22 protein-coding genes and 5 tRNA genes are annotated in these 25,642 nt (G+C 47.6%); 9 read left to right on the plus strand and 18 right to left on the minus strand.

The genetic code is table 11. From position 1 onward, the window contains the following. Positions 1 to 34: 34 nt before the first annotated feature. The 5 genes from miaA to CBP12_RS07160 are packed head-to-tail and all read right to left on the minus strand — an operon-like array spanning position 35 to position 6,123. Complete coding sequence (miaA, locus tag CBP12_RS07140; RefSeq protein ID WP_198341766.1) at positions 35 to 970, minus strand: tRNA (adenosine(37)-N6)-dimethylallyltransferase MiaA; 936 nt, start codon at positions 968 to 970, stop codon at positions 35 to 37. Further along, entirely contained in the window at positions 960 to 2,801 is a 1,842-nt protein-coding gene (gene mutL, locus CBP12_RS07145) for a DNA mismatch repair endonuclease MutL (protein ID WP_086963821.1), read from the minus strand. Before mutL ends, miaA begins: the two co-directional genes overlap by 11 nt. Before the next feature lies 1 nt (position 2,802). Beyond that, positions 2,803 to 4,122: an N-acetylmuramoyl-L-alanine amidase gene (locus CBP12_RS07150; RefSeq protein WP_086963822.1), complete on the minus strand. Its 1,320-nt coding sequence runs from the start codon at positions 4,120 to 4,122 to the stop codon at positions 2,803 to 2,805. Next, positions 4,119 to 4,586 carry a tRNA (adenosine(37)-N6)-threonylcarbamoyltransferase complex ATPase subunit type 1 TsaE gene (gene tsaE, locus CBP12_RS07155; protein ID WP_086963823.1) on the minus strand — a complete coding sequence of 156 codons (468 nt, stop codon included), beginning with the start codon at positions 4,584 to 4,586 and terminating at the stop codon, positions 4,119 to 4,121. Before tsaE ends, CBP12_RS07150 begins: the two co-directional genes overlap by 4 nt. Next, a complete protein-coding gene (locus tag CBP12_RS07160) occupies positions 4,576 to 6,123 on the minus strand; it encodes an NAD(P)H-hydrate dehydratase (RefSeq protein ID WP_232455193.1) in 1,548 nt (515 codons plus the stop codon). Before CBP12_RS07160 ends, tsaE begins: the two co-directional genes overlap by 11 nt. A 20-nt stretch (positions 6,124 to 6,143) precedes the next feature. Between CBP12_RS07160 and queG the strand changes: the two genes are divergently transcribed. Both queG and CBP12_RS07170 read left to right on the plus strand, forming a co-directional pair. Further along, positions 6,144 to 7,289 (plus strand): tRNA epoxyqueuosine(34) reductase QueG, encoded by a 1,146-nt coding sequence (gene queG, locus CBP12_RS07165; RefSeq protein ID WP_086963825.1) that lies wholly within the window; start codon positions 6,144 to 6,146, stop codon positions 7,287 to 7,289. A 70-nt stretch (positions 7,290 to 7,359) separates the two neighbouring features. Next, positions 7,360 to 7,650: a hypothetical protein gene (locus tag CBP12_RS07170; RefSeq protein WP_086963826.1), complete on the plus strand. Its 291-nt coding sequence runs from the start codon at positions 7,360 to 7,362 to the stop codon at positions 7,648 to 7,650. 75 nt (positions 7,651 to 7,725) lie between these two features. Here CBP12_RS07170 and CBP12_RS07175 read toward each other — a convergent pair. The 6 genes from CBP12_RS07175 to orn form a co-directional block, all read right to left on the minus strand. Beyond that, positions 7,726 to 7,801, minus strand: a tRNA-Gly gene (locus tag CBP12_RS07175). Positions 7,802 to 7,855: 54 nt separating this feature from the next. Continuing rightward, positions 7,856 to 7,931: transfer RNA gene (locus CBP12_RS07180), tRNA-Gly, on the minus strand. A gap of 54 nt (positions 7,932 to 7,985) precedes the next feature. Then, positions 7,986 to 8,061, minus strand: a tRNA-Gly gene (locus CBP12_RS07185). Positions 8,062 to 8,115: 54 nt separating this feature from the next. Then, positions 8,116 to 8,191 (minus strand) — tRNA-Gly (locus tag CBP12_RS07190). A 148-nt stretch (positions 8,192 to 8,339) separates the two neighbouring features. Further along, positions 8,340 to 8,415: transfer RNA gene (locus tag CBP12_RS07195), tRNA-Gly, on the minus strand. 263 nt (positions 8,416 to 8,678) lie between these two features. Continuing rightward, entirely contained in the window at positions 8,679 to 9,224 is a 546-nt protein-coding gene (orn, locus tag CBP12_RS07200) for an oligoribonuclease (RefSeq protein ID WP_086963827.1), read from the minus strand. 88 nt (positions 9,225 to 9,312) lie between these two features. Between orn and rsgA the strand changes: the two genes are divergently transcribed. The 4 genes from rsgA (at position 9,313) to CBP12_RS07220 (ending at position 15,639) form a co-directional block, all read left to right on the plus strand. Continuing rightward, complete coding sequence (rsgA, locus tag CBP12_RS07205) at positions 9,313 to 10,350, plus strand: small ribosomal subunit biogenesis GTPase RsgA (RefSeq protein ID WP_086963828.1); 1,038 nt, start codon at positions 9,313 to 9,315, stop codon at positions 10,348 to 10,350. Positions 10,351 to 10,407: 57 nt separating this feature from the next. Then, on the plus strand, positions 10,408 to 11,274 hold the full coding sequence (gene asd / locus CBP12_RS07210) for an archaetidylserine decarboxylase (protein WP_086963829.1): 867 nt from the start codon (positions 10,408 to 10,410) through the stop codon (positions 11,272 to 11,274). 64 nt (positions 11,275 to 11,338) lie between these two features. Then, positions 11,339 to 14,713, plus strand: coding sequence for a miniconductance mechanosensitive channel MscM (gene mscM / locus CBP12_RS07215; RefSeq protein WP_086963830.1), 3,375 nt, complete (start codon positions 11,339 to 11,341; stop codon positions 14,711 to 14,713). 35 nt (positions 14,714 to 14,748) lie between these two features. Beyond that, positions 14,749 to 15,639: a LysR substrate-binding domain-containing protein gene (locus tag CBP12_RS07220; RefSeq protein WP_086963831.1), complete on the plus strand. Its 891-nt coding sequence runs from the start codon at positions 14,749 to 14,751 to the stop codon at positions 15,637 to 15,639. Positions 15,640 to 15,675: 36 nt separating this feature from the next. Here the strand turns inward: CBP12_RS07220 and epmA are convergent, their stop codons facing one another. Both epmA and CBP12_RS07230 read right to left on the minus strand, forming a co-directional pair. After that, positions 15,676 to 16,650, minus strand: a complete 975-nt coding sequence (gene epmA, locus CBP12_RS07225; RefSeq protein WP_086963832.1) for an elongation factor P--(R)-beta-lysine ligase — start codon at positions 16,648 to 16,650, stop codon at positions 15,676 to 15,678. Between the two features lie 29 nt (positions 16,651 to 16,679). Further along, complete coding sequence (locus tag CBP12_RS07230) at positions 16,680 to 17,183, minus strand: VOC family protein (RefSeq protein ID WP_086963833.1); 504 nt, start codon at positions 17,181 to 17,183, stop codon at positions 16,680 to 16,682. Positions 17,184 to 17,412: 229 nt separating this feature from the next. On the opposite strand from CBP12_RS07230, the gene CBP12_RS07235 reads away from it, so the two are divergent. Then, the gene (locus tag CBP12_RS07235; protein WP_086963834.1) at positions 17,413 to 18,456 is read left to right on the plus strand and encodes a GMP reductase; all 1,044 of its coding nucleotides are present in this window, start codon (positions 17,413 to 17,415) and stop codon (positions 18,454 to 18,456) included. Between the two features lie 98 nt (positions 18,457 to 18,554). Here CBP12_RS07235 and efp read toward each other — a convergent pair whose 3' ends face one another. Continuing rightward, complete coding sequence (gene efp, locus CBP12_RS07240) at positions 18,555 to 19,121, minus strand: elongation factor P (protein ID WP_086963835.1); 567 nt, start codon at positions 19,119 to 19,121, stop codon at positions 18,555 to 18,557. A 33-nt stretch (positions 19,122 to 19,154) separates the two neighbouring features. On the opposite strand from efp, the gene epmB reads away from it, so the two are divergent. Together epmB and CBP12_RS07250 are read left to right on the plus strand one after the other, a co-directional pair. Continuing rightward, positions 19,155 to 20,198, plus strand: coding sequence for an EF-P beta-lysylation protein EpmB (gene epmB / locus CBP12_RS07245; protein WP_086963836.1), 1,044 nt, complete (start codon positions 19,155 to 19,157; stop codon positions 20,196 to 20,198). A 38-nt stretch (positions 20,199 to 20,236) separates the two neighbouring features. Next, complete coding sequence (locus tag CBP12_RS07250) at positions 20,237 to 20,551, plus strand: hypothetical protein (protein WP_086963837.1); 315 nt, start codon at positions 20,237 to 20,239, stop codon at positions 20,549 to 20,551. A 25-nt stretch (positions 20,552 to 20,576) separates the two neighbouring features. Here the strand turns inward: CBP12_RS07250 and CBP12_RS07255 are convergent, their stop codons facing one another. The 4 genes from CBP12_RS07255 to CBP12_RS07270 form a co-directional block, all read right to left on the minus strand. Continuing rightward, the gene (locus tag CBP12_RS07255) at positions 20,577 to 22,511 is read right to left on the minus strand and encodes an EAL domain-containing protein (protein WP_086963838.1); all 1,935 of its coding nucleotides are present in this window, start codon (positions 22,509 to 22,511) and stop codon (positions 20,577 to 20,579) included. Further along, positions 22,508 to 23,008 (minus strand): molybdopterin-binding protein, encoded by a 501-nt coding sequence (locus CBP12_RS07260; RefSeq protein ID WP_086963839.1) that lies wholly within the window; start codon positions 23,006 to 23,008, stop codon positions 22,508 to 22,510. Before CBP12_RS07260 ends, CBP12_RS07255 begins: the two co-directional genes overlap by 4 nt. Positions 23,009 to 23,514: 506 nt before the next feature. Continuing rightward, the gene (gene groL / locus CBP12_RS07265) at positions 23,515 to 25,161 is read right to left on the minus strand and encodes a chaperonin GroEL (RefSeq protein ID WP_086963840.1); all 1,647 of its coding nucleotides are present in this window, start codon (positions 25,159 to 25,161) and stop codon (positions 23,515 to 23,517) included. 46 nt (positions 25,162 to 25,207) lie between these two features. Continuing rightward, the gene (locus CBP12_RS07270; protein WP_086963841.1) at positions 25,208 to 25,498 is read right to left on the minus strand and encodes a co-chaperone GroES; all 291 of its coding nucleotides are present in this window, start codon (positions 25,496 to 25,498) and stop codon (positions 25,208 to 25,210) included. Positions 25,499 to 25,642: the final 144 nt, after the last annotated feature.

The raw sequence follows: 25,642 nt of genomic DNA on the forward strand, positions 1-25,642 counted from the left end.
AATGTTGTCCTTATCTTGGTAAATGTTGTTATTGTTAATTATTATTTTCAGCGTCGATCTGCGCCATTATATCCTGAACAAGGCTCTCACTATGGGTATCTAACCAGTGCACTTGGGGCCAGCCACGCAGCCAAGTTAATTGTCTTTTTGCTAACTGACGAGTGGCGGCTTGCCCTTGCGCTATCATGTCATCATAGCCGACAACACCGCTAAGGTAATCCCACATTTGTCGATAGCCCACACAGCGAATAGCGGGTAAGTCGCTATGTAAGTCAGGGCGTTGATATAAGCACTGCACTTCTTGCTCAAACCCCTGCGCTAGCATTTGTAAAAAGCGAGCATTAATTCGCTGATGTAACTCGGCGCGCTCTTGAGGCGCAATTGCAAACTGTAACACTTTGTAAGGCAGCGGATCACCTTTAAGCTGGGTTAATTGAGTTAGTGTGCGCCCCGTTAAGCGAAAAACTTCTAATGCTCGCGAAATGCGCTGAGGATCATTAGGGTGAATGCGCGCCGCTGCAACCGAGTCTACTTGCGCTAGCTCGTGATGCAGCGCCTCCCAACCTTGCCGCTGTGCTTGCGCTTCAATATCAGCACGAACTTCAGCATTAGCGCTGGGCAAAGGCGATAAGCCCTCTAACAAGGCTTTAAAATAAAGCATAGTACCGCCAACAAGTAGCGGAATACGTCCTCTGCTGGTGATATCGGCCATAGCCGCGAGTGCATCTCGTCTAAAATCAGCAGCCGAGTAGGCTTGTGCTGGGTCGAGCAAATCAATTAGGCGATGTGGGGCACGTTTAAGCTCAGCAGCACTCGGCTTAGCCGTCCCAATATCCATGCCCTTATAGACCAGCGCCGAGTCGACACTGATGATCTCACAGGGCAACTGTTGGCACAGCTCAATCGCTAACCCCGTCTTACCTGACGCCGTCGGTCCCATTAAAAATATGGCGAGCGGTTTATCGCTCATGATCCCACCTATCTAATTGTTGTTCTAACGCTAACGGCTGTAAAAAATGGGCCATAGTCTCAGGGGCTCCTTTGGCTAAGCACGCTTGTAGCTCTAACCACAAGGCATGGGCTTGTACTAAGCTCCACACTCGGCGCTGCATACCCTGTCTGCATAACCAGAGGCATAATTCCTGCCCCGACACTTGTTGTTCTAATTGTGCCAATAACTGCCCAAACAAGCGCGCTAAATCAGCGTGGCGCAGCGGCTGAGGCACTCGTGTCAAAATAATGGTGTCGCCATGCCCCTTTTTCAACTCCAAGCCAAGTTTTAATAATTGAGCTTGATGCGTTTCGACACTCTCTAGCTGGCTCGCACTAAGTGCTAACCGTATGGGTAACAATAGCGGCTGAGAAGTTAGCCCTTGCTCCCACATCGCAAATAAAGCACAACCATCTAAGTAGGCGCGGGCTTGATTAAGCTCACATAGCCACAGCTGTTGTTGATGCCACACGACCAAGGCGCGCTCTTTCACTAATTGCAAGACACCGCCGTGTTCATTATCCAACACGCGAAGTTCGCTACTTTGAGGCTGGGCATCCACAGCGGGAGCCAAGGTCGTTAATAAGCCATTAATCCCCTGCCACGTCTGCTCACTAATATTACTGGGGCTTTGCTCTCGGGCGAAATGAGATCTCGCCGCGCCGCCATAGCCATGGCGAGGAGCCTGATATTCAAGGGGAGTTTCAGCCTCTTCTTTTGAAGTCACAGGAGTAACCGGCTCTGCAGCACTCTCGCTGACGTCATCTACAGGACTTGGCTCATCAAGCGTTTGGCCTGAAGAAGAAGCGCTTATCGCCTGCTCCAGCGCTTGGGCTAATACTTGATAAATAAAGTCATGCACTAATCTGGCTTGCTGAAACCGCACTTCGTGTTTTGCCGGATGAACATTCACATCCACTTCAGCGGGATCCAGCTCCAGATATAAAACAAAGGCACCATGAGTGTCAGGCGCTAATCGCTCACCGTACGCTTGGCGAATGGCATGATTTAGCAATTTATCACGCATCATGCGCCCATTAACGTAAGTATATTGCACATCTGGCTGTGCTCTCGCCCCACTGGGTAAAACCCACCAGCCCCACAACCGCAGACCATTATGCTCACACTCCACTTTAAGGGCTGCTTGCATAAATGCGCTGCCACAGATGGCACTTAATCGTTTATCTTGTTGAGAAGGTAAGCGAGCTGCGCGATATTGGCGTACTTGTTTGCCGTTATGGCGCAAGACCCAATCTACATCAAAGCGGCTTAGCGCGATCCGGCGCACCACTTCATCAATATGGCCAAACTCGGTTTTATCGGTGCGCATAAACTTGCGCCGAGCGGGGGTATTAAAAAATAAGTCTTGTACTTCAAGCGTGGTACCCGTGGGATGAGAAGCCGGCACCAGTTTTACGTCCATGTCTCGCCCTTGTGCCATGGCTTGCCAGGCTTCACTTTGGGCGGCAGGTTTTGAGGTCAGTGTTAAGCGGGCCACCGAGCTAATAGAGGCTAAGGCTTCACCACGAAAGCCCAAGCTCATAATAGACTCCAGATCTTCTAGCGTACTGACTTTAGAAGTGGCGTGGCGAGAGAGCGCCAGCGCCAACTCGTCTTTAGCAATACCTTGGCCATTATCACGAATGCGAATAAGCTTAGCGCCGCCCTTTTCAATATCAATTTCTATACGACTCGCGCCCGCATCTAAGCTATTTTCAATTAGCTCTTTAACTACCGAGGCGGGGCGCTCCACCACTTCGCCTGCCGCAATTTGGTTGGCAAGGCGCGCCGGCAAGATCTGGATGGCCATGCTAACTCCCTGGAATATCCAACACTTGCCCAACTCGTACCACATCGCTTTGCATGCTGTTATAGCCTTTTAACCGCGTGAGACTAACGCCATAGCGCTGGGCGATTAGGGACAAGCTTTCACCGCTACGCACCGTATGCTTTTGTGGCTTGCCTGCGGCTTTATTCGCCATCATGGTGCCACTTGGCGGGTTTTGCTGGTAATAAGACTTAACGCCATTAAACACCGCTTGCGCTACTTTTTGCTGATGGGCCGGCGTTAGTAATAATCGCTCTTCTTCGGGGTTAGAAATAAAACCAGCTTCTATTAATAACGACGGAATATCCGGGGATTTAAGCACCGCCAGACTGGCATGCTCGGGCTTAGCTTTGTGTAAGCGCACCACCTTGCCCATGGCTGTTAAAATATGTTCACTAATGGCATAGCTATCCGCCCGAGATTTATCCATCGATAAGTCAAGAAAGGTACGCGTTAAATAAGGGTTACCATCGGTTTGAGAGATCACCTCCCCTACGCCACCTAAAAGCTCCGATTGGCGCTCTTGTTTTTCTAACCAACCAGCCATTTCTCGATTCGCGCGATTAGAAGATAATACCCACACCGAGGCTCCCCGTGGCCCGCTATTGGCCACACTATCCGCATGAATAGACAGTAAAAGGTCAGCACGCCCACGACGAGCGATCTCAGAGCGCTGATTAAGATTTACATAATAATCACCGGTGCGCGTCATGACCGCGCGCATGCCCGGCTCTTTATTAATTAAGTCGGCGAGGCGGCGAGAAATCGCCAAGGTGACATGTTTTTCATGATTTTTCTTAGGGCCTATGGCGCCAGGATCTTCACCGCCGTGGCCTGCATCAATAGCAATAACCACTTCTTTTTGTCCCTGAGGCGCCACCTTATGCAGTACCTGCTGTTGTGCAGGGGCACGAGTCGCATCCTGATAAGGCAAGTCGATGACTAAGCGATGGCCATAATCTCCCGCAGGCGTAAGTGGAAACACCACCGGTTGACTGGCACTTTTCAGTTCAAAAACTAAACGATAATTGCTGGGAGCGGTAGGTTTGCTATCACGAATTTTAGTGATGAGCTCACTTTTATTATTGATAGCGCTAAATTGCACCTGATTTTGGGTTTGTTGTAAGTCCACCACTAACCGATGAGGGTCTTGCAGCATAAAATATTGATAATTGGGCCCGGCACTCATGTCGAGTACGATGCGCGTATTATCTGGCGAGGGCCAGACACGAATGCTTTCTATCTGATTTGCCCAGGCAGACACACTGCAGCAAAAACACAAGAGGATGAGGATCGCCTTCACGCTGATAATTTCTCCAATAACGCAACCCCAATCGGAGTATTAGCCAACAACAGAGCCTGGCGGGCCAGAGCATCATAAGACAAAGTAATTTCGATATCAGCGCTTGGCAATAAGCCATGCCCGCGCTCAGGCCATTCCACCAAACACAGACTATTAGGCGTAAAGTAATCGCGAATGCCCATAAATTCTAGCTCTTCAGGATCGCTAAGACGATATAAATCAAAGTGGTATACCTGCCAAGCGGCCACTTGATAGGGCTCCACTAGGGTATAAGTGGGGCTTTTTACGTTGCCCTTATGGCCCAGTGCTTGGATCACGCCACGGCTAAGCGTGGTTTTACCCGCGCCAAGGTCTCCGTGTAAAAATATCACCGTGGCTTGATTGAAGGACTGAGCCAGTTTTTGTCCCAGCGCTAGCGTTTGTGCTTCGTCAGCAAGCGCTATGTGTAGCTGATTATTCGTCATATTCTTCATCTTCATTAAGTAGGCATCTAAGAGGGAGCAATAAGTCTGAAGCTAATAAGCCACGCTTTCCCTCCCTCGCTGCTCTATCTGCGGCAATGGCATGTAAACACACCCCAAGTGACGCCGCTGTAAAGGTGCTTAACCCTTGAGCCAGTAAGGCGGCGATGATACCAGATAACAGGTCCCCCATCCCACCCGAGGCCATGCCATTATTACCATAATGACATACTCTCACTTGCTGCTCATCAGCCACCAGCGTGCCTGCGCCTTTTAATACCACGACTCCTCCATATTTAGATTGCAAAGTGCGCACTGCACGTAAGCGATCCGCTTCTATTTCAGCTACGGTACACTGTAACAATCGCGCCGCTTCTCCAGAGTGAGGAGTGAGCACCCACTCTTGTTTAATGGCGCTAGTAGCGTGCGCTAACCGCGGATTCTGAGCAAGCCACCACAAAGCATCTGCATCGATCACCATAGGCGCTGTATTGTGCTGTAAGGCACATTGATACAAAGCAAACGCCCAGTCATCTCTGCCTAACCCTGGCCCAAGCACCATACAAGAAGGCCATTGCCAGTCATTAAAATCAGGAAAGCGAGCTGTCATTAGCTCAGGGCGCCCTAAATTTAAGCTAAATTGATGCTCTTTATGGCTCAACAAACGTACCAACCCCGCACCACAACGCAGCGCCCCTTCGCCCGCTAGACGAATAGCCCCGCTCATGCCTAAATTTCCACCCACCGCCAATACTCGCCCTGCTTCTCCTTTATGAGCAGCCACACGGCGTGAGGGCAATAACGGGCGCAATGCAGACCAATGCATTACCTGCGCAGCACTCGTTAAAAATTGAGCATGATGACTTAGCGCGGATTCAATATTTAATGATGCTAATAACACGCGCCCCGCCACATCGGGACCCCGACCCGTCAAGAGACCAAGTTTTAGGCCTATCATGCACACCGTGATATTGGCTTGTACAGCAACAGTGGCAATATGGCCGGTATTACTCTCCAACCCTGAGGGAATATCAATGGCTAGCACCGGAGTCTTTAACTGAGTGTGAGCGTGATTAATAAGACTAATTGCTTGGGCATAGGCGGGGCGAAGCACACCTTTAAAGCCAATCCCTAGCAGCGCATCAATAATAAGATCAGGCTCTTTGTCAGACTGCAGTGCACTGAGCTCAGAAATAGTGCCGCCTGCCTCAAGATAAGCGTGGCGCGCCTGAGCTGCTTCATCGCTTTGGCGCGTTTCATCCCCAACTTGTACCAGCGTTACCTTAATGCCCGCCGCATGCGCTAAGCGCGCCACTATATAACCGTCGCCGCCATTATTACCGCTTCCCGTCATTACCCACCAATGCTGAGCGTGAGGCCAAGAAGCATGAGCTTGGTGAAACACCGCTAAGCCGGCACGCGCCATTAGCTCCATCATGCTCACACCCGCTTGCTTGGCAGCCTGGTATTCTAAGGTGCGGATCTGCTCCGAGTGCCACACCGATTGTGTTAGCATGTGGGACTTTTCTAGTTTAATCATATCCAAGAAAGCTTCTATCCATGACCGACTTCGAGACATTAGCGCACAATATCAAGCTCTGGGCAGCAGAGCTAGGCTTTAGCCAAGTAGGTATTAGTGATACCAATCTCAGTGAGCATGAGCCCGCTTTGGCCGATTGGCTTGCTAAAGGTCATCATGGAGAGATGGAGTATATGGCGCGCCACGGCATGATGCGCGCGCGCCCTCAAGAGCTATTGCCCGGCACATTAAGAGTGATTTCGGTGCGGCTCAATTATATGCCAGAGCATGCCGCCATTGCCCATGTGCTAAGCCAGCCGGATTTAGGTTACATTAGCCGTTACGCACTGGGGCGCGATTACCATAAATTGATGCGCCAGCGTTTAAAAAAACTAGCCGACCGTATTGAGCAAGCCGCTCATGAATTAGTCGCGCGCCCTTTTGTAGACTCGGCGCCGGTATTAGAGCGTCCACTGGCCGCTAAGGCGGGATTAGGCTGGGTGGGTAAACACTCGTTACTGATTAATCAGCAACAAGGCTCTTTTTTCTTTCTGGGTGAATTATTAGTTAATCTGCCTTTACCGATCGACGCGCCAGTCGCCGAGGGCTGCGGACAATGTGTGGCTTGTATTACCGCTTGTCCCACTGGCGCCATCGTTGCGCCTTATGTGGTAGATGCTCGGCGCTGTATTTCTTATCTCACCATAGAGCAAGACGGCCCCATTCCGTTAGCGCTACGTCCCTTAATGGGAAATCGTATTTATGGCTGTGATGACTGCCAGCTTATTTGCCCGTGGAATAAATTTACTAATGCCAGTCAAGAAGCCGACTTTGCTGCGCGCGATAATCTGCATGCCCCTGAATTGCTAGCGTTATTTGCGTGGAGTGAGGAATATTTTCTTACACAAACCCAAGGCAGTCCTATTCGCCGTATTGGCCACCGCCGTTGGTTACGTAATATTGCAGTCGCACTAGGGAATGCGCCCGTGAGTCCCAGTATTATCTTGGCTCTAGAAGAAAAGTTAAGCCAACCTGCATTAGATGCCATGGTACGCGAGCATGTGGAATGGGCACTCGCTCAGCAACAAGGTGCGCTTAACCCACCACAGCGAAAAACGCAGCGCTTGATCCGGGCTGTAGATAAAGGCATGTCAGCTCACGCTCGCTTAAGCCAACCTAAGCCGTAAATTTACAGCTCGACAAGTGCGCCCTCGCCGTCCATCTTTAACTTGTAAGTTTTAGTCATAGGAGCGGCCAATGTCTTTTCACTTAGCACAACGCACACTTTATACTTTACTATGCGACTACATAGCACAACACGGTTCTGAACTGGTAAATAATCCTGCACTTAAGGCGGCACTACAAGATATTGAAGCCTTAATTGATTTTTCTTTATACCAAGAAGATATTGCCGTAGATGCCGATGCCGCTTTGCGAGTGAGTAAAGTAGGCTTAGCCTGGCTTGACTACGCAGCTGCGCACCCTAATCACCCTCAAGGCTATGCCTCTCAGGCAAAACAACAACTCGAAAGCACGGCACAAAATTAGCGTTTAACCATAACTCTCGCATGGCTTAGTATTACAGCCATAAAAAAACCGACCATAAGGTCGGTTTTTTTAATGTGGAGCGGGAAACGAGATTCGAACTCGCGACCCCAACCTTGGCAAGGTTGTGCTCTACCAGCTGAGCTATTCCCGCTAAACTTACTTTTAACTTTCTACGCCCACGTTCTGGTAACGCTTGCGTTTAATTTGGAGCGGGAAACGAGATTCGAACTCGCGACCCCAACCTTGGCAAGGTTGTGCTCTACCAGCTGAGCTATTCCCGCTAAACTTACTTTTAACTTTTTACACCCACGTTCTGGTAACGCTTGTATTTAATTTGGAGCGGGAAACGAGATTCGAACTCGCGACCCCAACCTTGGCAAGGTTGTGCTCTACCAGCTGAGCTATTCCCGCTAAACTTACTTTTAACTTTCTACGCCCACGTTCTGGTAACGCTTGCATTTAATTTGGAGCGGGAAACGAGATTCGAACTCGCGACCCCAACCTTGGCAAGGTTGTGCTCTACCAGCTGAGCTATTCCCGCTAATTATTACTTAGTATAATTTTGCAAAAGTCGCGGCGACCCGTTATCAACTTCAGCAAGGTTATCTTCTACCCGCTGAGCTATTCCCGCAAAACTACTTAACTTTCTTAACACTCAATATCGCTTTGCTAGCAATATTGTCTTAATTTGGAGCGGGAAACGAGATTCGAACTCGCGACCCCAACCTTGGCAAGGTTGTGCTCTACCAGCTGAGCTATTCCCGCTAATTATTACTTAGTGCGTATTTGCAGTGGTCGCGGCGACCCATTATCAACTTCAGCAAAGTTATCTTCTACCCGCTAAGTTATTCCCGCAAATAATCTAGTCACTATATTCTTAATATGTCGCAGACCAATGAAATAATTACCAGTGGCTACGGGATGCGAATTATACGAGCGCACTGTTTGAATGCAAGTCCTTTTTCGGTGTTAGCTAACCGTTTGGCTACTTACTCGACAAATCCGCCCTTTTTGTTTAAATCTTGAGCCTATATTTTAAAAACTTGCTCTCGATAAAATTGCATCTCACTGATCGACTCGCGAATATCGTCTAAGGCTTGATGGCTGCCTTGTTTTGTAAAGCGCTCCAATATGGCAGGTTGCCAGCGGCGAACCAACTCTTTCACGGTACTCACATCAATGCTGCGATAATGAAAAAACGCTTCTAACTCTGGCATATAGCGCACTAAAAATCGTCTATCTTGTCCAATAGTATTGCCACATAAAGGCGAAGTTTGCTCGGGCACCCATTGTTTTAAAAAGGCTAAGGTTTGGGCCACGGCTGTGGCTTCATCCACTTTGCTAGCTTTAACGCGCGCCACCAAGCCAGACTGGGTATGAGTATTGACATTCCACTCATCCATTTTCGCTAACTCATCTTCACTTTGATGAATCGCTAACACCGGCCCTTCAGCCAAAATAGTTAACTCTTTATCGGTAACGATACTGGCGATTTCGATAATTTTATGTTGCTCCGGTTCAAGGCCAGTCATTTCTAAATCGATCCAAACCAAATTTTCTGCATGTAAGCTCATATTATCTCGCAAAGCACAGCGGTGAGAGGGACAAGTTGAAACAGGAAAGTGTATCATAGCAACTAATAAATGCAGGGTTAGGAATAGCATGACCAAGAAAAAAAAGCTCAGTAAAGGCCAAACTCGACGAGTACGAGATAATCACAGCGCGCGTCTTAAGCGCGAGGTTGCCGATACCATAGACGATAGCCAATTAGGCCCACAGCAAGATGGACTGGTGATCAGTCGCTTTGGTCAACATGCGGACATAGAAGATAGTGAACAACACATTCACCGTTGCAACCTAAGACGCACCCTAGGCTCTTTGGTCACCGGCGACAAAGTCGCTTGGCGCCCAGGTATTGCCAGCGCTCAAGGCATCAGTGGGGTAGTTGAAGCCGTCCATCCGCGCTCTACTGTGTTAACGCGTCCTGATTTTTATGACGGTGTTAAGCCAGTTGCGGCTAATATTGACCAAATTGTCTTGGTTTCTTCGGTATTGCCTGAGCTAAGTTGTCATGTGATTGACCGCTATTTAGTGGCCGCTGAAGATGTGGATATGCCGCCTATGATAGTGCTAAACAAAGTGGACTTGCTCAGTAGTAGCGAGCGCCAGCAGGCTGAGCAACTATTACAGCGTTATGTAGCTATTGGTTATCAGGTGCTTTATGTCAGTTGTGACACAGGTGAAGGACTCATAGAGCTAAAACAAGCTCTTAAAGACCGTACTAGTATCTTTGTCGGTCAATCTGGGGTTGGTAAGTCTTCGTTAGTGAATGCCGTAATGCCAGAAGTAGCGGCGCTCACCGGCGCTGTTTCCGATAATTCAGGACTTGGTCAACACACCACCACGACGGCTCGTTTATATCATTTCCCCTCTGGCGGCTCGCTTATTGACTCGCCAGGGATCCGAGAGTTTTCTTTGTGGCACTTAGCTCCTGAGCGCGTGGCATGGTGCTTTAGAGAATTTAGAGACTACCTCGGAGGCTGTCGGTTTCGCGATTGTAAACACGGCACAGATCCCGGCTGCTTATTACAACAAGCAAGCACAGAGGGGCACATCCATGAGGACCGCCTAGCAAGCTATCACCGCATTATGGCAGCCATGGCCGATAAGCCCACCCGCCATCATCCTAATTCATTATAAATTACGCACTCTTGTTGCTTCATCTTTTGATGAAGCGTACTTTTCGGAAGCAAATAAATGACTGATCATTTAAAAATTTTAATGCAATATTTACTGCCTAAACACTTAGTATCGCGCTTAGCGGGTAAGTTAGCAGCGCTTGAAAGTGGGCCGCTACCGCAATGGCTAATTAAACGCTTTATTCACCACTACCAAGTGGATATGAGCGAAGCGCTTTATGAACAAGCTGCACATTATAAAAGCTTTAATGAGTTTTTTACTCGCCCTCTTAAAGCCGATGCCCGGCCACTGAACAATGATAACAATACATTAGCTATGCCAGTGGATGGCGCTATCAGTCAAGTCGCCCCCATTATTCAGGGGCGAATTATTCAAGCTAAAGGCCATGATTACAGTGCGCGCACGCTGCTTGGCGGTGATAAAGCACTGGCCAGTCCTTTTATGGACGGCGATTTTGCCACTATCTATCTGGCTCCTAAAGACTATCACCGTATTCATATGCCACTGGATGGCGTACTGAAAACCATGATTTATGTGCCTGGTGAGTTGTTTTCCGTCAATCCGCTGACCGCTTCGCGAGTACCGGGCTTATTTGCGCGTAATGAACGAGTGGTGTGTATTTTTGATACTCAAGCTGGCCCCATGGCCATGGTGCTGGTGGGTGCTACTATCGTCGCTAGCATTGAAACTGTATGGGCGGGCACCATTACCCCGCCCCCAGGTAAGCAAATTCAGCGTTGGGATTACACATCTGACTCAGCGCCACGCCTAGCTAAAGGCCAAGAAATGGGCCGCTTTAAATTAGGCAGTACTGTGGTGTGTTTGTTTACTCCAGGGCAGGTAAACTTAGCCGAACATTTGCTGCCTGGCACTCGTACTCGTATGGGTGAAGAGTTTGGCACCATTAACGTTTTTCCTGTCTAGTCCCGCTGGGAATGTGGGCGCTAGGCGCCACATTTTTAAATATTAATGTAATTAAGGATCCGCCGTGTTTGCGCCCATATTAATGGCCTTGGCCTTATTATTTTCTATCCCAAGTATGGCGGATCAAAATGTAGCCGATATTGAAGCTTTGCTAAGTGAAGTACCCGAGGGCGATCAACCAGAATTAAAAAAACTACGGGAAGATTATAATCAAGCACTGCAACTGGTACGAGATGGCGAGCGATATAAAGAACAAGCCACCGGTTATCAGCAGTTTATGGATAACTATCCAGAAGAGCTAAAAAAACTTGAGAAAAAACAAGCGCTCTTAAAAGCGCCAGACCTAGACTATGTTGCCAAACTAGATGAAGAAGGCACTCAGCAAGAGCTAGTAGAAGCACAAGCGCTGCGCTTAAAATTAAGGCGCCAGCGTGAAGAATTAACGAATGCGCTTAACCTGCAAGAGTTAAGCAATACTGGTATTCATGATCTGCTCGATGAGTTGCGCCTGCAACTACGAGATGCTCAGCAATCACTCGATAAGCTGCAATTTGCCGATACTCGGGGGCGTAAAGAAACCGCCATCCGCACGCTGGTTATGGCACGAGAACAACATTTACAACATCGTATCCAAGCCTTAGAGCTTGAAGAGTTGTCTTCCAGTAATAAAGACAACATTAATCGTATTAAAGTCGATATTATACAACGTCAATTACAAAATGTAGATATCAAGATTGAAGCACTGCAGCTGCGACAAAACGAGTTACGCCGTGCAACCACTCAAGCGGCCATTGCGGAAAGTGAGCGCTTATTAGATGAAGTGGAAAGCGACGCCCAAATTCTTATCGACCAACAAGCGACCAACCAACAGCTCTCAGCCTTACTAGGAGAAAAAAGCCGCGAAGTAGAAGCGCTGCAACTTGAATATCAAACGGTAGAGCGAGCCGCCTCTGAATTAGGGGATATGAAAACTAACCTCAAAGAACAGCTAGAATGGTTGCAAGTGAGTCGGGGATTTGGCGAAAACCTACGGACTCGACTCAGTGAATTGCCCGCTCCTTACTCGCTAGCGCAACTTGAAGCACGCATTGTCCAAAGCCGCGTGGATAAATACGGTTACCAAGAAACGTTAGATAATTTGCGAAACAATAACTATCGCACCGAGTTATTGCTAAGCGAAAAAGCACAAAGCATCACTGAAGCGCAGCGCCTACAAGTGGATGAGCTATTAGCCACCCAGCAACGGCTCTTAGAGCGACTCGTCAGTGCTACCGATAATCAAATCCATGAGCAAACTCGACTTAAAGTTGCCTACAGTCGCCAAAATAGTCAGCTGCAAGAAATCCGTGCTCTTACCGATGAGCGGTTATTTTGGCTACCGGACTTACGCCCTATTGGCAGCCAATTTCCTAGCGCCATTATGGAAACCTTGGGTTGGTTATTAACCTGGTCTACTTGGACGGCTTTACCACAAACCGTATTACAGCAAAGCACGGCAAGCCTAGCCCTCTATGGCATGAGCTGCGTATTAGTGATGTATTTAGGTATTTTAAGTCGGCGCAGCTTACGGGCTTACTTAGCGCGCATTAGCCCGCGCATTGGTAATGTGACCCAAGATAAATATGACTATACCTTTAATACCTTACTATTAAGCATGCTGACCGCGCTGCCTATCCCCGCTTTGCTCTCCTTATTGGGCAATGCCTTTATTTCCCCGTGGGCACCTCCTGTGGTACTGGCCTTAGCCCACGGTTTAAAGCAACTGATGCTGCCGGTCTTTATCTTATTGTTTGCTCGTAATCTGATGTTAGAAAACGGGCTGTTAATTGTGCACTTTAACTTAGCGCCAGCGCGGGTACGCCGTATTTGGCAGCAGTTTCAACGTTTAATGCTATCGCTATTACCCGCCTTATTAATTTTATATTTAGCGCGCGATTATCGAGACTTTTCTCTTTATGACACCCTAGGCCGACTCAGCTTTATCGCCGTTTGCCTACTGACTAGCTTATTTTCTTGGCGCATGTTTCGCGAAGACTTGCCGCTTTTGGTTTCTCCGCCTCGCCAAGAGCACCTCACGCTGGTTAACCATTTCTTATGGGCTTTACTCATTATTTCCCCCTTACTGGCCGCCGTGGCTGCCTTAATGGGCTATTTATTTACCGCAAGTACCCTGTTGCGCCAATTAGAAGTGTCGGTATTAGTCGGCATGGGCTTTTTGATGTTTTACTACTTAGTGCGCCGCTGGATGCTTATTCAGCGCCGACGCCTTGCCTTTGAGCGCGCTAAAACTAAACGTGCAGAAATTTTAGCCCAGCGTAAAGAAAAAGATGAAACGACCGAGGGGCATGCCAGCAGCCCAAGTCCAGAAGCGGAAGCGGCGGCAGTTGCCGAAGTGGATCTTGATATTATTAGTGCTCAGTCATTAGGCTTATTACGCTCAGCTCTTATGCTAGGTTTTTTACTTAGCCTTATGCTGCTCTGGTCAGAAATTAATACCGCCTTTAGTTTTCTTAATAGCATCGAAGTCTGGCAAGTCTCTAGTAGCTTTGCCGGCGAAGAGGCCCTTACTCCTATTTCTTTAAAAGACTTAGTCATCGCCTTATTTGTTATCGTGCTCACTTGGATCACGGCGCGCAACTTACCCGGTTTAATGGAGCTTAGTGTCTTACAGCACTTAGACTTATCGCCAGGGACTGGCTTTGCTATTACCACTATTTCTAAATACGTAGTATTGCTTATTGGCGCCTTTACTACCTTTGGCATGTTAGGCATTGATTGGTCTAAAACTCAGTGGCTCGTCGCCGCCCTATCGGTGGGCTTGGGCTTTGGTTTACAAGAGATTTTTGCCAACTTTGTTTCTGGCTTAATTATCTTATTTGAAAAACCCATTCGTATCGGCGATACCGTGACGATTCGCGAGCTCACCGGAACTATTTCTAAGATCAAAACTCGCGCTACTACTATTGTGGACTGGGATCGCCGCGAGATTATCGTTCCTAATAAAGCCTTTATCACCGAACAATTCGTGAACTGGTCATTATCCGATGCTATTACTCGGGTGCGCTTAATGGTGCGAGTACGCTTAGATGCCGATATTGATTTAGTACAGCGTATTACCTACGAAGCTATCGCCGAGTGCAGCCATATTCTGGAGTCGCCAGTACCCGAAGTCTTTTTAGTGGAGCTGACAGACTCCGCCTTAGTCTATGAGGTACGAGTCTATGTGGAAGACATGAGTCATCGTATGCCCATGACGCATGAGCTACATAACTTATTGTTAACGCGCTTGCGCCAACACGATATTAAAATACCTCACCAGCAAGTTGATATTCGACTGTTAGGCGAGCAACCCATGAGCGCCATGTTAAAAGCAACCGACTTAACCACCGCTAGCAAGATGGAAGCGGCATCACTCACGCCCAATAAAGCGCAGGAATAGCGCAGATACCTAAATAGCCAGCTTTTGGAGAGCAAATGAACTTTACCCTCAAACAGTTGCGCTTATTTGTTAGCGTTGCTGAAAATGGCAGCTTAAGTCGAGCTGCCCAATCTCAAGCCATGACGCAGTCGGCGGCCACCATGTCGCTTCAAGAGTTGGAGCGCCAGCTCAGTCATCCTTTGTTTGATAGAGTAGGACGGCGTCTAAAACTCAATGCTTGGGGCTTGTGGTTATTACCAAGAGCACAAAAAATGCTCGCCGACTGCTATCAAATAGAACAAGGTTTTAATGGTCACAGCCCCATTGCCGGTCAATTACGCTTAGGAGCCAGTCGCACCATCGCCGACTCTTGGATACCCCAGCTAATTGATAATTGTGCCGCCCGCTATCCAAGACTGGATATTCGTTTGAAGGTGGATAACACCCACAGCTTGTTGCAACAGCTGTATAGCGGCCAGTTAGAAATGGCATTAATTGAGGCCCAAGTACAAGAAAAATGGCTAAAGCTTGAGCCTTGGTGCCAAGATGAATTAGTGATTGTATGCAACCCGCATCATCCATTAGCCAGTGCCAAGTCGATTGAACTTAGTGCTCTTAGCGAATGTGAATGGATATTACGCGAGCCAGGATCTGGCACCCGTAATACCTTTGAACAAGCCCTAAAAGGGCGACTGCCCCCTTTGGTGATCCGTCAAGAATACCCACACCTACCCACTATTAAACGCTTATTACAATCTAAGCCTTGGCTAAGCTGCATCTCGCGCTTAAGCGTGGCCGATGAGTTGGCAAGCGGTACTTTAGTGGCCTTGCCGGTCAAAGACTTACCGCTAAGCCGCTTTTTTTATTTTGCTTGGCATAAAGACCGTGGCGATCACCCCTCACGCTTAGCGTTAATGGAGCTCGCAACAGAGCTACTCACCGACTAAGGGATCTTTTCTTATTATAGAGCTGGTCTTATTTCTTTAAGCGCGAGTTATCGGAAACGCCAAAACTTCCGCCAACTCACTGGCGCCTAAGCTCAGCATAATCAAGCGATCGACGCCTAAAGCGACCCCTGCACAAGGGGGCAAACCAGCCTCAAGCGCGGCTAATAAATATTCATCCACAGGACGCTCAACTAAACCCCGTTGCAGTCGCAAGTCATTATCTTGCTCAAAGCGTTGGCGCTGCTCTGCGGCATCTGTTAACTCATGAAAGCCATTAGCCAGCTCTATGCCTTTAAAGTACACCTCAAAGCGCTCAGCCACTCGGTTATCGTGCGGATTAATGCGAGCTAGCGCTGCTTGACTGGCCGGAAAGTCATAGACAAAACAAGGCGTATCTTGGCCAAGACTCGGCTCTACGCCTAAGGCAAACAGGAGCTGTAAAATGGTGTCTCTATCGGTTTCTATGGCCAGTAAATCATCGGCTCCTAAGCCTTGGCCAGCGTGGCGCAGCTCATCTATGCTGGCGCTAAGTGGACAGACCTTTAAGTGAGCAATAAAGGCTTGTTGATAGGTTATTCGACAAGGCGTGGCCACTTTTAATACACGCTGTAATAAGTCGGCCATTTCATCCATTAATTGATGATGATCAAAGCCTGGGCGATACCACTCCAACATGGTGAATTCAGGATTATGTAAGCGCCCCGCTTCTTCATTACGATACGCCTTAGCCATTTGATAAATCGCACCAAAATCGGCAGCTAATAGGCGCTTCATATGAAATTCAGGGGAGGTTTGTAGATAAAGTGCTAAGCCACTGCCATGGCCTGGTCCCACAAAACGGGTCGTAAAATTTTGCAGGTGCACATCGGTGCCACCGGCACTGGCCAGGGTGGGGGTGTCTACTTCTAATACTTGTCGTTCGGCAAAAAAAGCACGAATATCCGCTAAAATACTCGCTCGTTGGCGAAGTGCAGTTAGGCTGGCAGTCGGTTGCCAAGCAGAGGCTGTCATCTGTGTATCCAAAAAGCGAAAGCTTACCTTTAATCAGGCACTAAGTGAAAGAAAACGACATTTGATTTAAAAGGCACGCTTAACATCTTATAGCTTTGCACAATCAAGGGGGCAGGCGCGCTCCCCATATCACTCGCGCCTTTAAGCTCCACTTGGTTTCCCTCAGGATCGTAAACATACACAGATAATCCCTCACCTTGAGCGCCAAAGCGCTGGCTAGCACGCTCATAAATGACCGCGTTTTTCGCTAAATATTGATATAAAGCCTCTACCTCAAAGGGAGCAATTAACAGACAGAAATGATCCAAATTGGCTTTGCATTGATCAGGCACTTGCCCATCACCGCCTAAGGGGCCTTGTATATCAACCAAATCGATTAATTGACTCCCTGCTCGTAGTTGGTAAAGTCCCAGCTCTGCTACTTCTCGCTCGAGCTGACAGCCCAACACCCGACAGTAAAAGTCCAACATGCGCATGGGTTGCCTGACTCTTAGCACTAAGTGATCGAGTCCTAACACTTCAAATGCACTCATGTTTCCCCCCCCAAGCCCTAAGTTCGCCCACTGGTATGTCAGCCATTATTCTTGCTACTAGCATAGTCTTATCTGGGCGCAGGGGCTTATTGAGGCTCATCTTTAAATTAATTGTTGATTATTAAGTCAAGAGTGTTGCAATATTTTTCCATAAACCTAGAATACTGAAAACCGGGGGCCTAAGAAACTCCCGGTTTTTTTGTGCCTGTCACTTACTGAGAGATAATCCATGCGTATTGAAGAAGACTTGAAACTGGGCTTTAGCGATGTACTGTTTCGTCCTAAGCGCTCAACCTTAAATAGCCGTTCTCAAGTAGAGCTCAACCGCGAATTTGTGTTTAAACACTCGGGTCGTCGTTGGTCTGGCGTGCCCATTATTGCTGCCAATATGGATACCGTTGCCACCTTTGAAATGACCTGTGCTTTGGCAAAACACAATATTCTCACTGCAGTACACAAGCACTACTCGGTAGAAGAGTGGCAGGCTTTTGTTAATTCACAAACCCGCGATACCTTGCAGCATGTCATTGTCTCCAGTGGTATTTCTGATGCAGACTTTGAAAAGCTTCAGCAAATTTTAGCCATTTCAAGCGAGCTGAATTTTATCTGTATTGATGTGGCGAATGGTTACAGTGAGCACTTCACTGCCTTTGTTCAGCGCGTGCGCAAGCAATTTCCTAAGCACACTATTATTGCTGGTAACGTAGTGACCGGCGAAATGGTTGAAGAGCTGATTTTATCTGGCGCCGACATCGTTAAAGTAGGTATAGGTCCAGGCTCAGTGTGCACCACGCGTGTTAAAACGGGCGTTGGCTATCCACAGCTGTCTGCCATTATTGAATGCGCCGATGCCGCCCACGGCCTAGATGGCCAAATTATTGGTGACGGTGGTTGTACGTGCCCTGGCGATGTTGCAAAAGCCTTTGGTGGCGGTGCAGATTTCGTGATGTTAGGTGGCATGTTAGCCGCACACGAAGAGTGTGGCGGCGAGCTAGTAGAGCGTGATGGTAAGCGCTACATGAACTTCTATGGCATGAGCTCATCAAGCGCCATGGGTAAACACTCAGGTGGCGTAGCAAAATACCGTGCTGCCGAGGGCAAAACCGTCCAACTGCCTTATCGTGGTCCCGTAGAGAGCACCATTCAAGATATTTTGGGTGGCGTGCGTTCCACTTGTACCTACGTGGGTGCCGCTCGGTTAAAAGAGCTAACCAAGCGCACTACTTTTATCCGGGTACGTGAACAAGAGAACAACGTATACGGCAAAGAGTAAGACGAAGAGTGAAAGGTGCGGCGCAGGCAGGCTCACCTCACGCTTAACCAATAAAAACGGCGCCCTTGAGGCGCCGTTTTTATTGGCAAAATTAACGCTTACTTAACGCGAGATACATATTCGCCAGAGCGAGTATCTACTTTTAGCACTTCACCAATTTGTATAAACAGTGGCACACGCACCACGGCACCGCTTGAAAGCGTTGCAGGCTTGCCACCGGTACCGGCAGTATCGCCTTTTAAGCCAGGATCTGTGTCTACTACTTCTAATTCCACAAAGTTAGGCGCAGTCACCGAAATAGTGGCGCCGTTCCACAAGGTTAATGTGCAAACATCTTGCTCTTTTAACCATAACTTAGTGTCACCTACGGCTTTCTCATCGGCGGCCAACTGTTCAAAAGTGTCATTATCCATAAAATGGTAGAACTCACCATCGTTATACAGATAAGCCATTTCCATATCGACCACATCGGCACCTTCAAAGGTTTCGCCTGACTTAAAGGTCTTTTCCAATTGCTTACCGTTTAATAAACGACGCAGCTTAACGCGGTTAAAGGCTTGGCCCTTACCTGGCTTCACAAATTCGTTTTCAACGATAGTACAAGGTTCGCCGTCTAACATAATTTTTAGGCCAGCGCGAAAATCATTGGTACTATAAGAGGCCATGTTACCCTCGTGAGTTTGACAGAGTTGCAGAAAATGCCGGCAATCATACCCCTAAAACAGGGAAATTTACATATTAACTGGCAAAAAGAACTTGGCCAGGCCCTAACCTCACCCGAACAGCTATTAAATTACTTACAAATAGACCCTACTCCTTGGCAGGCAGGTTTTGCTGCCCGTAAACTTTTTGCCATGCGTGTGCCGCGCCCCTTTGCGGATAAAATGCGCAAAGGCGACGCAAACGATCCGTTATTACGCCAAGTGCTGCCCCTAGATGAAGAGTTTGCTGAGGTGGCGGGATTTGTAAGCGATCCCTTGGATGAGCATCACAGCGCGCTGCCCGGTCTATTACACAAATACCGCTCACGAGTTTTATTAGTGGTGCGCGGGGGCTGTGCTATTAACTGTCGTTATTGTTTTCGCCGCCATTTTCCTTACGCTGAAAACAGCCCCAATCAAGCTGGCTGGCAACAAGCACTAGCTTATATTGGCGAGCACCCCGAAATAAATGAAGTCATTTTATCGGGCGGTGACCCCTTAATGGCTAAAGACTCCCACTTAGATCAATTACTAACAGGGTTAGAAGCCATTCCTCATCTTAAGCGAGTGCGTATTCATAGTCGCCTCCCTGTGGTGATCCCCACTCGTTTAACGGCTGAATTAAAAAATCGCCTGAGTGTGAGCCGATTACAAAGTATTTTGGTACTCCATATTAACCATGCTAATGAGCTAGATGATGACCTAAGCCAGCGACTTACCATTTGGCGCCAAGCAGGCATCACCTTACTGAATCAAAGCGTATTATTAGCCGGTGTAAATGATAATGCCGCCATCCTTTGTGACTTGTCAGAGCGACTGTTTAGCGCCGGTGTTTTACCTTATTATTTGCATCAACTCGATAAAGTGGCAGGTGCAGCGCACTTTGCGGTCAGTGATACTACTGCCAAAAAACTAATGGCCACTATGCTGAGCGAACTGCCGGGCTTTCTAGTCCCTAAATTAGTACGAGAAATTGGTGGTGAAGCCAATAAAACTCCCCTCGACTTAGGCCTAGAGCCCGGTCCGCACTCCGCTTTATAGTCTGATGGCACTGAGTAACATAATAAAAAGGAAGCAAGATGCACGACCAAGTCACCTCTAAATTAAATGACACCTTAAAAGAGCTGTATCACCAAGCTATTGATGCAGATAAGAAGTTGGCTGAGTTGCGTAGCAAAGGCCAAGCTAAATTTAGCGCTGTATTACGAGAAGACAGTCAATTTATTACCCGAGCCGATCACTTTATGCCCTATGTGGCCGAGCTTGCTGAAGAGTTAGAAGTATTAATGACGGTAGATGAACAAGAGTACCAAGCGTTATTATCGCGTATGGTCCATAAACTACAGTTATTAGGAGAAACCTTAGTGCATTTTTTGCGCCTGCCGCTGGTTTAAAGTCATCCGGTAACCAAGCGCGCGGTTACCGGTAATTTAAATGCTGTAACCAAGGAGTGACTTCAGTCGCGAATAATAATTCACTCACCGCTTCTCCTTGGATTAATAAGCCACTGGCCATTTCTTCTAATGCCGCCAGCTCACTGGCATGATCTACGCCACTACATACCACCTTAGCCGCCAATAACTCAGCTATAGCAATTAAGCTTCTAAGCTGCGATCTGGCCTCTCCCGCATGCTCAATGCCCGTGCAAAAAGCACTATCTAGTTTTAACCAATCAAATCTTAGTTGTGATAAGGGGCCAATAGGCGCACTGCCATTACCAAAGTCAGTTAACATCACACGAATACCGGTAGCATTAATGCGCGAAAGTAAGCGGGTCGCTTTTTTCATGTCTGGTGCCAGCGTATTTTCACTTATCTCCAAAACTAAACTATGCGCAGGTAAGGAGAAGTCTTGTAATACCGTTATTAAAGTGGCCTCAATGCCGGGGCGAAATAACGCCGCAGGAAGCGGCAAAGTAACAAATAAAGGCTGTGCACAGTGGCGCTGCCATACTTTTAATTGGCTACATATGGTTTGTAAACTCCACAACAACACGCTTTCTGAACATTGATAAAGCTCGGTCACGCGCAGCAGTTCATTAGGTGCTATCACGCCATAGTGAGGATGGTGCCAACTGGTTAATACTTGTAAGCCAACACATTGAGCCGTAGGCCAAGCCATTAACGGCTGCAATTCCAAGGTTAAACTACTGCTAGTGAGCGCGGCGGGTAAATCTTTTGCCAACTGTTGGCGCCGAGACATTTCTTTTATAAGAGAGGGATCAAAAAAGACATAGGCTTGTTGTTCTTGTTTGCACAAAGCCAGCGCCAAATCACCGCGCGCTTGAATATCCACTAAATTATCTGCATCCGAGGGAGATAACACCACCCCCATTAGCGGTTCAATATAAAAGTCATAGCCATCAATCACGATTTTTCCACTAAGAGCATGATTCAACCGTGAAATTTGCGCGCGAATATCCGCAAGCTCCACCACGCCCTTACCAAGTATGAACATCTTATTTTGGCGCGGTAAGCCTAATACCTCATGCTCTAGTAAGTTATCTTTTAAACGCTCGCTACAACTTTTTAATAGCTTATCAACCACAGCAAAACCAAAACGCTGGTAATATGAGTCGAGATTTTTAATCTCTAACGCTGTCACACTAAAAGGCTGCTGTCGCTCTAATAAATGACCCATTAAACGCTGTAAGGCAAACCGATTAGGCAACCCAGTCAGCGGATCGCGCTGTTGTAAGCCCCAATAGCGATAGAGTTCTCGAAATAACAGCACGAGCAACAGGATTAAGGTCACAAAAAAACCACTGATCCGTTGAAATAATACTTTACCCAATTCTCGGTACGCTTGGTCATATTCAGCATAAAAGCGCACATTTTGATGCATAAGCGAACTCACTGAACGGGCCAGCGGCGGCAAATAAGGACTAAGTGCCGTTAAAATAATGAGGTAATCACTGGAGTTGGGCGTGAGCGCCTCTACTATGGGTTCCAGTTCGTGGATGCGATTATCAATTTGGCGGATCAATAAGCCAAGCTCAGGGCCTGCTCCTGGACTGCGGGTAAATTTTTGGCTTAATAGCAGCGGGGTTCTGCTCCATAAAATATCGTAGCGCAACATAAATTCATCTTGGCTAATGGAGTCGGCGTGGCGTAATCGCACGGCATCTAAGAAGCGATGCATTTCTAATTGTAGCTGCATTAATGACCAAGGCACTTCATAAGTGCGCTGTTCAAGCAAGCTATTGTGGGCGCGGATTTTACTTAAGGTGTGGCTAGCGGTGCTACCCAAATATATCATGGTGATTAATAAGCTGGCGCTTAATAAAAATTTAATCGCAAAGAGATGGCCATATTGTTTACCGAACGTAGCTGAGCTGGCAAAAAAACGTTTCATTTAGGCTCCGTGATCACTTTTATGGTCCTGAGTTGCCATACCATAAAATGAATAAAGTCAGCCTGCTTTATTCGCGGCACTTGATCAAAAGGTAGCATTAACCATAACGGACCTTGGTTACGTTGCGTCATAATATGATTGTTGTCTTGCCACGCGAGAATAGGTTGGTAAATCTTAATATCCGCCCAGTCTAGCGCTATACTAAAGCCATTTAGCGCCTCTAAACTCAGACTGCTTACGGTTTTATCACTAAATAAGCTGGCCAGCAGCGCGGTTAAGTCCACGCCACTATAAGTGTGAGGCTGCGTGCTCCAGGGGTGAGCAGTAGTGATCTGAGCTTGCGGCAGCGCTTGCAGCTCACTAAGAGTAAAATCCCATTGAGGATAATACTGCCCCTGGTGTTCTATATCGCCGTACATGGTTAATACAATCGGCTCCGGCAAAGCATGAGCAACACCCATGCCACACAGCAATAATATTCCAGCTAGCAACTTCATTCGCTCTCCCTCCGCGCAAGAACTACACCCTTAAGCAACTAAACTGAAATAGCGAAGACAGCCCGTCTCTTATAGCTATGACCTATTTATAAGATGTTAACTATATCATTTAACTATGAGCCAATAAATCGCGTTTAAATGAGTAAGGGTAAAGATTCTGTAAAGACCACGCATTAACTTTTATATATAAAAAACGACATTACAGAAAAGTTTAGAAGCACTTAGCACTCAGTAAGATGATTTCGCTCAAAAAATTATATCTCACTGCCAGTAAATGAGAAACAGCGCGCAATATTTATAAAATTGAAAACCCCAAGCTATAACTAACCTTAAACGCACTTCGCTAGGCAAAAAAATATCCGAGCTTATATTAAGCTCGGATATTTTTGTTAGTAGCCTGGTTGCAAGGTGAGCGCCGACTCACATCAAGTGATGTCGGCGGTAGCTAACCCCTTATCTCAATCCCTTAATAAAGACTCCCCTCAACAACGGCGATGATGTTTAAATTACATCATGCCGCCCATGCCACCCATTCCGCCCATGCCACCCATATCTGGCATGCCACCACTTTCTTTTTGCGGTAGGTCAGTGACCATGGCTTCGGTGGTGATCATCAAGCCTGCCACCGATGCGGCAAACTGTAATGCAGAACGTGTTACTTTAGTGGGGTCTAAGATACCCATCTCTAGCATATCGCCATAGCTGTCGTTACTGGCGTTATAACCGAAGTTACCGCTACCATCTTTTACTTTTGATACCACAACCGAGGCTTCTTCACCGGCGTTAGTAACAATTTGGCGCAGTGGAGACTCCATGGCGCGCAGTGCCACTTTAATACCAACGTTTTGGTCTTCGTTATCACCTAGCAACTCTTGTAGCTGAGAAGCGGCACGTACCAGAGCTACACCACCACCGGGTACTACCCCTTCTTCAACGGCGGCGCGAGTGGCATGTAACGCATCATCAACGCGAGTTTTCTTCTCTTTCATTTCCATTTCAGTGGCGGCGCCCACCTTAATTACCGCGACACCACCGGCTAACTTAGCCACCCGCTCTTGTAACTTCTCTTTGTCGTAATCAGAGCTTGAGTCTTCAATTTGCTGACGAATTTGGGCAACACGCGCTTCAATAGCAGCCACTTCACCCACGCCATCAATAATGGTGGTGTTATCTTTACTGATCACCACTCGCTTAGCACGGCCTAAGTCTTCTAGGGTGGCTTTTTCCAGCTCCAGACCCACTTCTTCAGAAATGACGGTACCACCGGTTAAAATAGCAATGTCTTGCAACATGGCTTTACGGCGATCACCAAAACCTGGGGCTTTAACAGCCGCTACTTTCACAATGCCGCGCATGTTGTTAACCACTAGGGTTGCCAGTGCTTCGCCTTCTACGTCTTCAGCAATCAGCAATAGTGGCTTAGACTGCTTAGCCACACCTTCAAGGGTGGGTAACAATTCGCGAATATTAGAGACTTTCTTATCTACCAACAAAATAAAGGCATCGTCTAATTCAACGGTACCGGTTTCTTGTTTGTTGATGAAATAAGGAGACAGGTAGCCACGATCAAACTGCATGCCTTCCACTACATCCAGCTCATCTTGTAGGCCTTGACCTTCTTCTACGGTGATCACCCCATCTGTGCCCACTTTTTCCATGGCTTCAGCAATTAAGGCGCCCACAGTTTCATCGGCGTTGGCAGAGATAGTGCCTACCTGCGCAATGGCTTTGGTGTCTTTACAAGGTACAGACAGCGCTTTTAATTCTTCTACGGCTTGGCGCACGGCTTTATCGATACCGCGCTTAAGATCCATGGGATTCATGCCCGCAGCCACGGCCTTTAAGCCTTCATTCACAATAGACTGCGCTAATACGGTTGCAGTAGTAGTACCGTCACCGGCTTCATCGTTTGCCTTAGACGCCACTTCTTTAACCATTTGCGCGCCCATGTTCTCAAACTTATCTTCCAGCTCGATCTCTTTTGCCACCGACACGCCATCTTTGGTGATCGCAGGAGCACCAAATGACTTGTCCAGTACCACGTTGCGCCCTTTAGGACCCAGCGTTACTTTTACTGCATCGGCCAAAATATTTACACCCGCCAGCATTTTGATGCGGGCGTCATTACCAAATTTTACGTCTTTAGCAGCCATTATTTATCTTCCTTAAACGAATAGATTAAAGTGGAAAAACTGTTGATTACTCAACAATCGCCAGAATGTCATTTTCAGACAAGATCAACACTTCTTGACCGTCTAGCTTTTCGGTTTTAACGCCGTAGCCTTCATTGAAAATAACCTGATCACCCACCTTAACGGACATGGCTTTTACTTCACCGCTGTCCAGTACGCGGCCATTACCTACGGCTAACACTTCGCCTCGAGTAGACTTCTCAGCGGCGGAACCCGTTAACACTATACCTCCGGCAGACTTGGTCTCGGCTTCGGTACGTTTGATAATAACGCGATCATGTAATGGACGAATCTTCATCAATAACTCTCCTGATGAGTAATGTTACTTAGTGACATACACGGCCGACGGCCGCAAACTGTTAGACTGCTTTACTATATGGGAGCATTTTTTTTTGCTTCAAGGGCAGACCATAAATTTTTTTCTTTGGCTTAGGTTCTTAAT

This window comes from Oceanisphaera avium (assembly GCF_002157875.1).
GTDB lineage: Bacteria > Pseudomonadota > Gammaproteobacteria > Enterobacterales > Aeromonadaceae > Oceanimonas > Oceanimonas avium.

Coding starts and splice junctions, on each gene's coding strand:
- miaA (WP_198341766.1), bottom strand. CDS start 970: ATGAGCGATAAACCGCTCGCCATATTTTTAATGGGACCGACGGCGTCA.
- mutL (WP_086963821.1), bottom strand. CDS start 2,801: ATGGCCATCCAGATCTTGCCGGCGCGCCTTGCCAACCAAATTGCGGCA.
- tsaE (WP_086963823.1), bottom strand. CDS start 4,586: ATGACGAATAATCAGCTACACATAGCGCTTGCTGACGAAGCACAAACG.
- CBP12_RS07160 (WP_232455193.1), bottom strand. CDS start 6,123: ATGATTAAACTAGAAAAGTCCCACATGCTAACACAATCGGTGTGGCAC.
- queG (WP_086963825.1), top strand. CDS start 6,144: ATGACCGACTTCGAGACATTAGCGCACAATATCAAGCTCTGGGCAGCA.
- CBP12_RS07170 (WP_086963826.1), top strand. CDS start 7,360: ATGTCTTTTCACTTAGCACAACGCACACTTTATACTTTACTATGCGAC.
- orn (WP_086963827.1), bottom strand. CDS start 9,224: ATGAGCTTACATGCAGAAAATTTGGTTTGGATCGATTTAGAAATGACT.
- rsgA (WP_086963828.1), top strand. CDS start 9,313: ATGACCAAGAAAAAAAAGCTCAGTAAAGGCCAAACTCGACGAGTACGA.
- asd (WP_086963829.1), top strand. CDS start 10,408: ATGACTGATCATTTAAAAATTTTAATGCAATATTTACTGCCTAAACAC.
- CBP12_RS07220 (WP_086963831.1), top strand. CDS start 14,749: ATGAACTTTACCCTCAAACAGTTGCGCTTATTTGTTAGCGTTGCTGAA.
- epmA (WP_086963832.1), bottom strand. CDS start 16,650: ATGACAGCCTCTGCTTGGCAACCGACTGCCAGCCTAACTGCACTTCGC.
- CBP12_RS07230 (WP_086963833.1), bottom strand. CDS start 17,183: ATGAGTGCATTTGAAGTGTTAGGACTCGATCACTTAGTGCTAAGAGTC.
- CBP12_RS07235 (WP_086963834.1), top strand. CDS start 17,413: ATGCGTATTGAAGAAGACTTGAAACTGGGCTTTAGCGATGTACTGTTT.
- efp (WP_086963835.1), bottom strand. CDS start 19,121: ATGGCCTCTTATAGTACCAATGATTTTCGCGCTGGCCTAAAAATTATG.
- epmB (WP_086963836.1), top strand. CDS start 19,155: ATGCCGGCAATCATACCCCTAAAACAGGGAAATTTACATATTAACTGG.
- CBP12_RS07250 (WP_086963837.1), top strand. CDS start 20,237: ATGCACGACCAAGTCACCTCTAAATTAAATGACACCTTAAAAGAGCTG.
- CBP12_RS07255 (WP_086963838.1), bottom strand. CDS start 22,511: ATGAAACGTTTTTTTGCCAGCTCAGCTACGTTCGGTAAACAATATGGC.
- CBP12_RS07260 (WP_086963839.1), bottom strand. CDS start 23,008: ATGAAGTTGCTAGCTGGAATATTATTGCTGTGTGGCATGGGTGTTGCT.
- groL (WP_086963840.1), bottom strand. CDS start 25,161: ATGGCTGCTAAAGACGTAAAATTTGGTAATGACGCCCGCATCAAAATG.
- CBP12_RS07270 (WP_086963841.1), bottom strand. CDS start 25,498: ATGAAGATTCGTCCATTACATGATCGCGTTATTATCAAACGTACCGAA.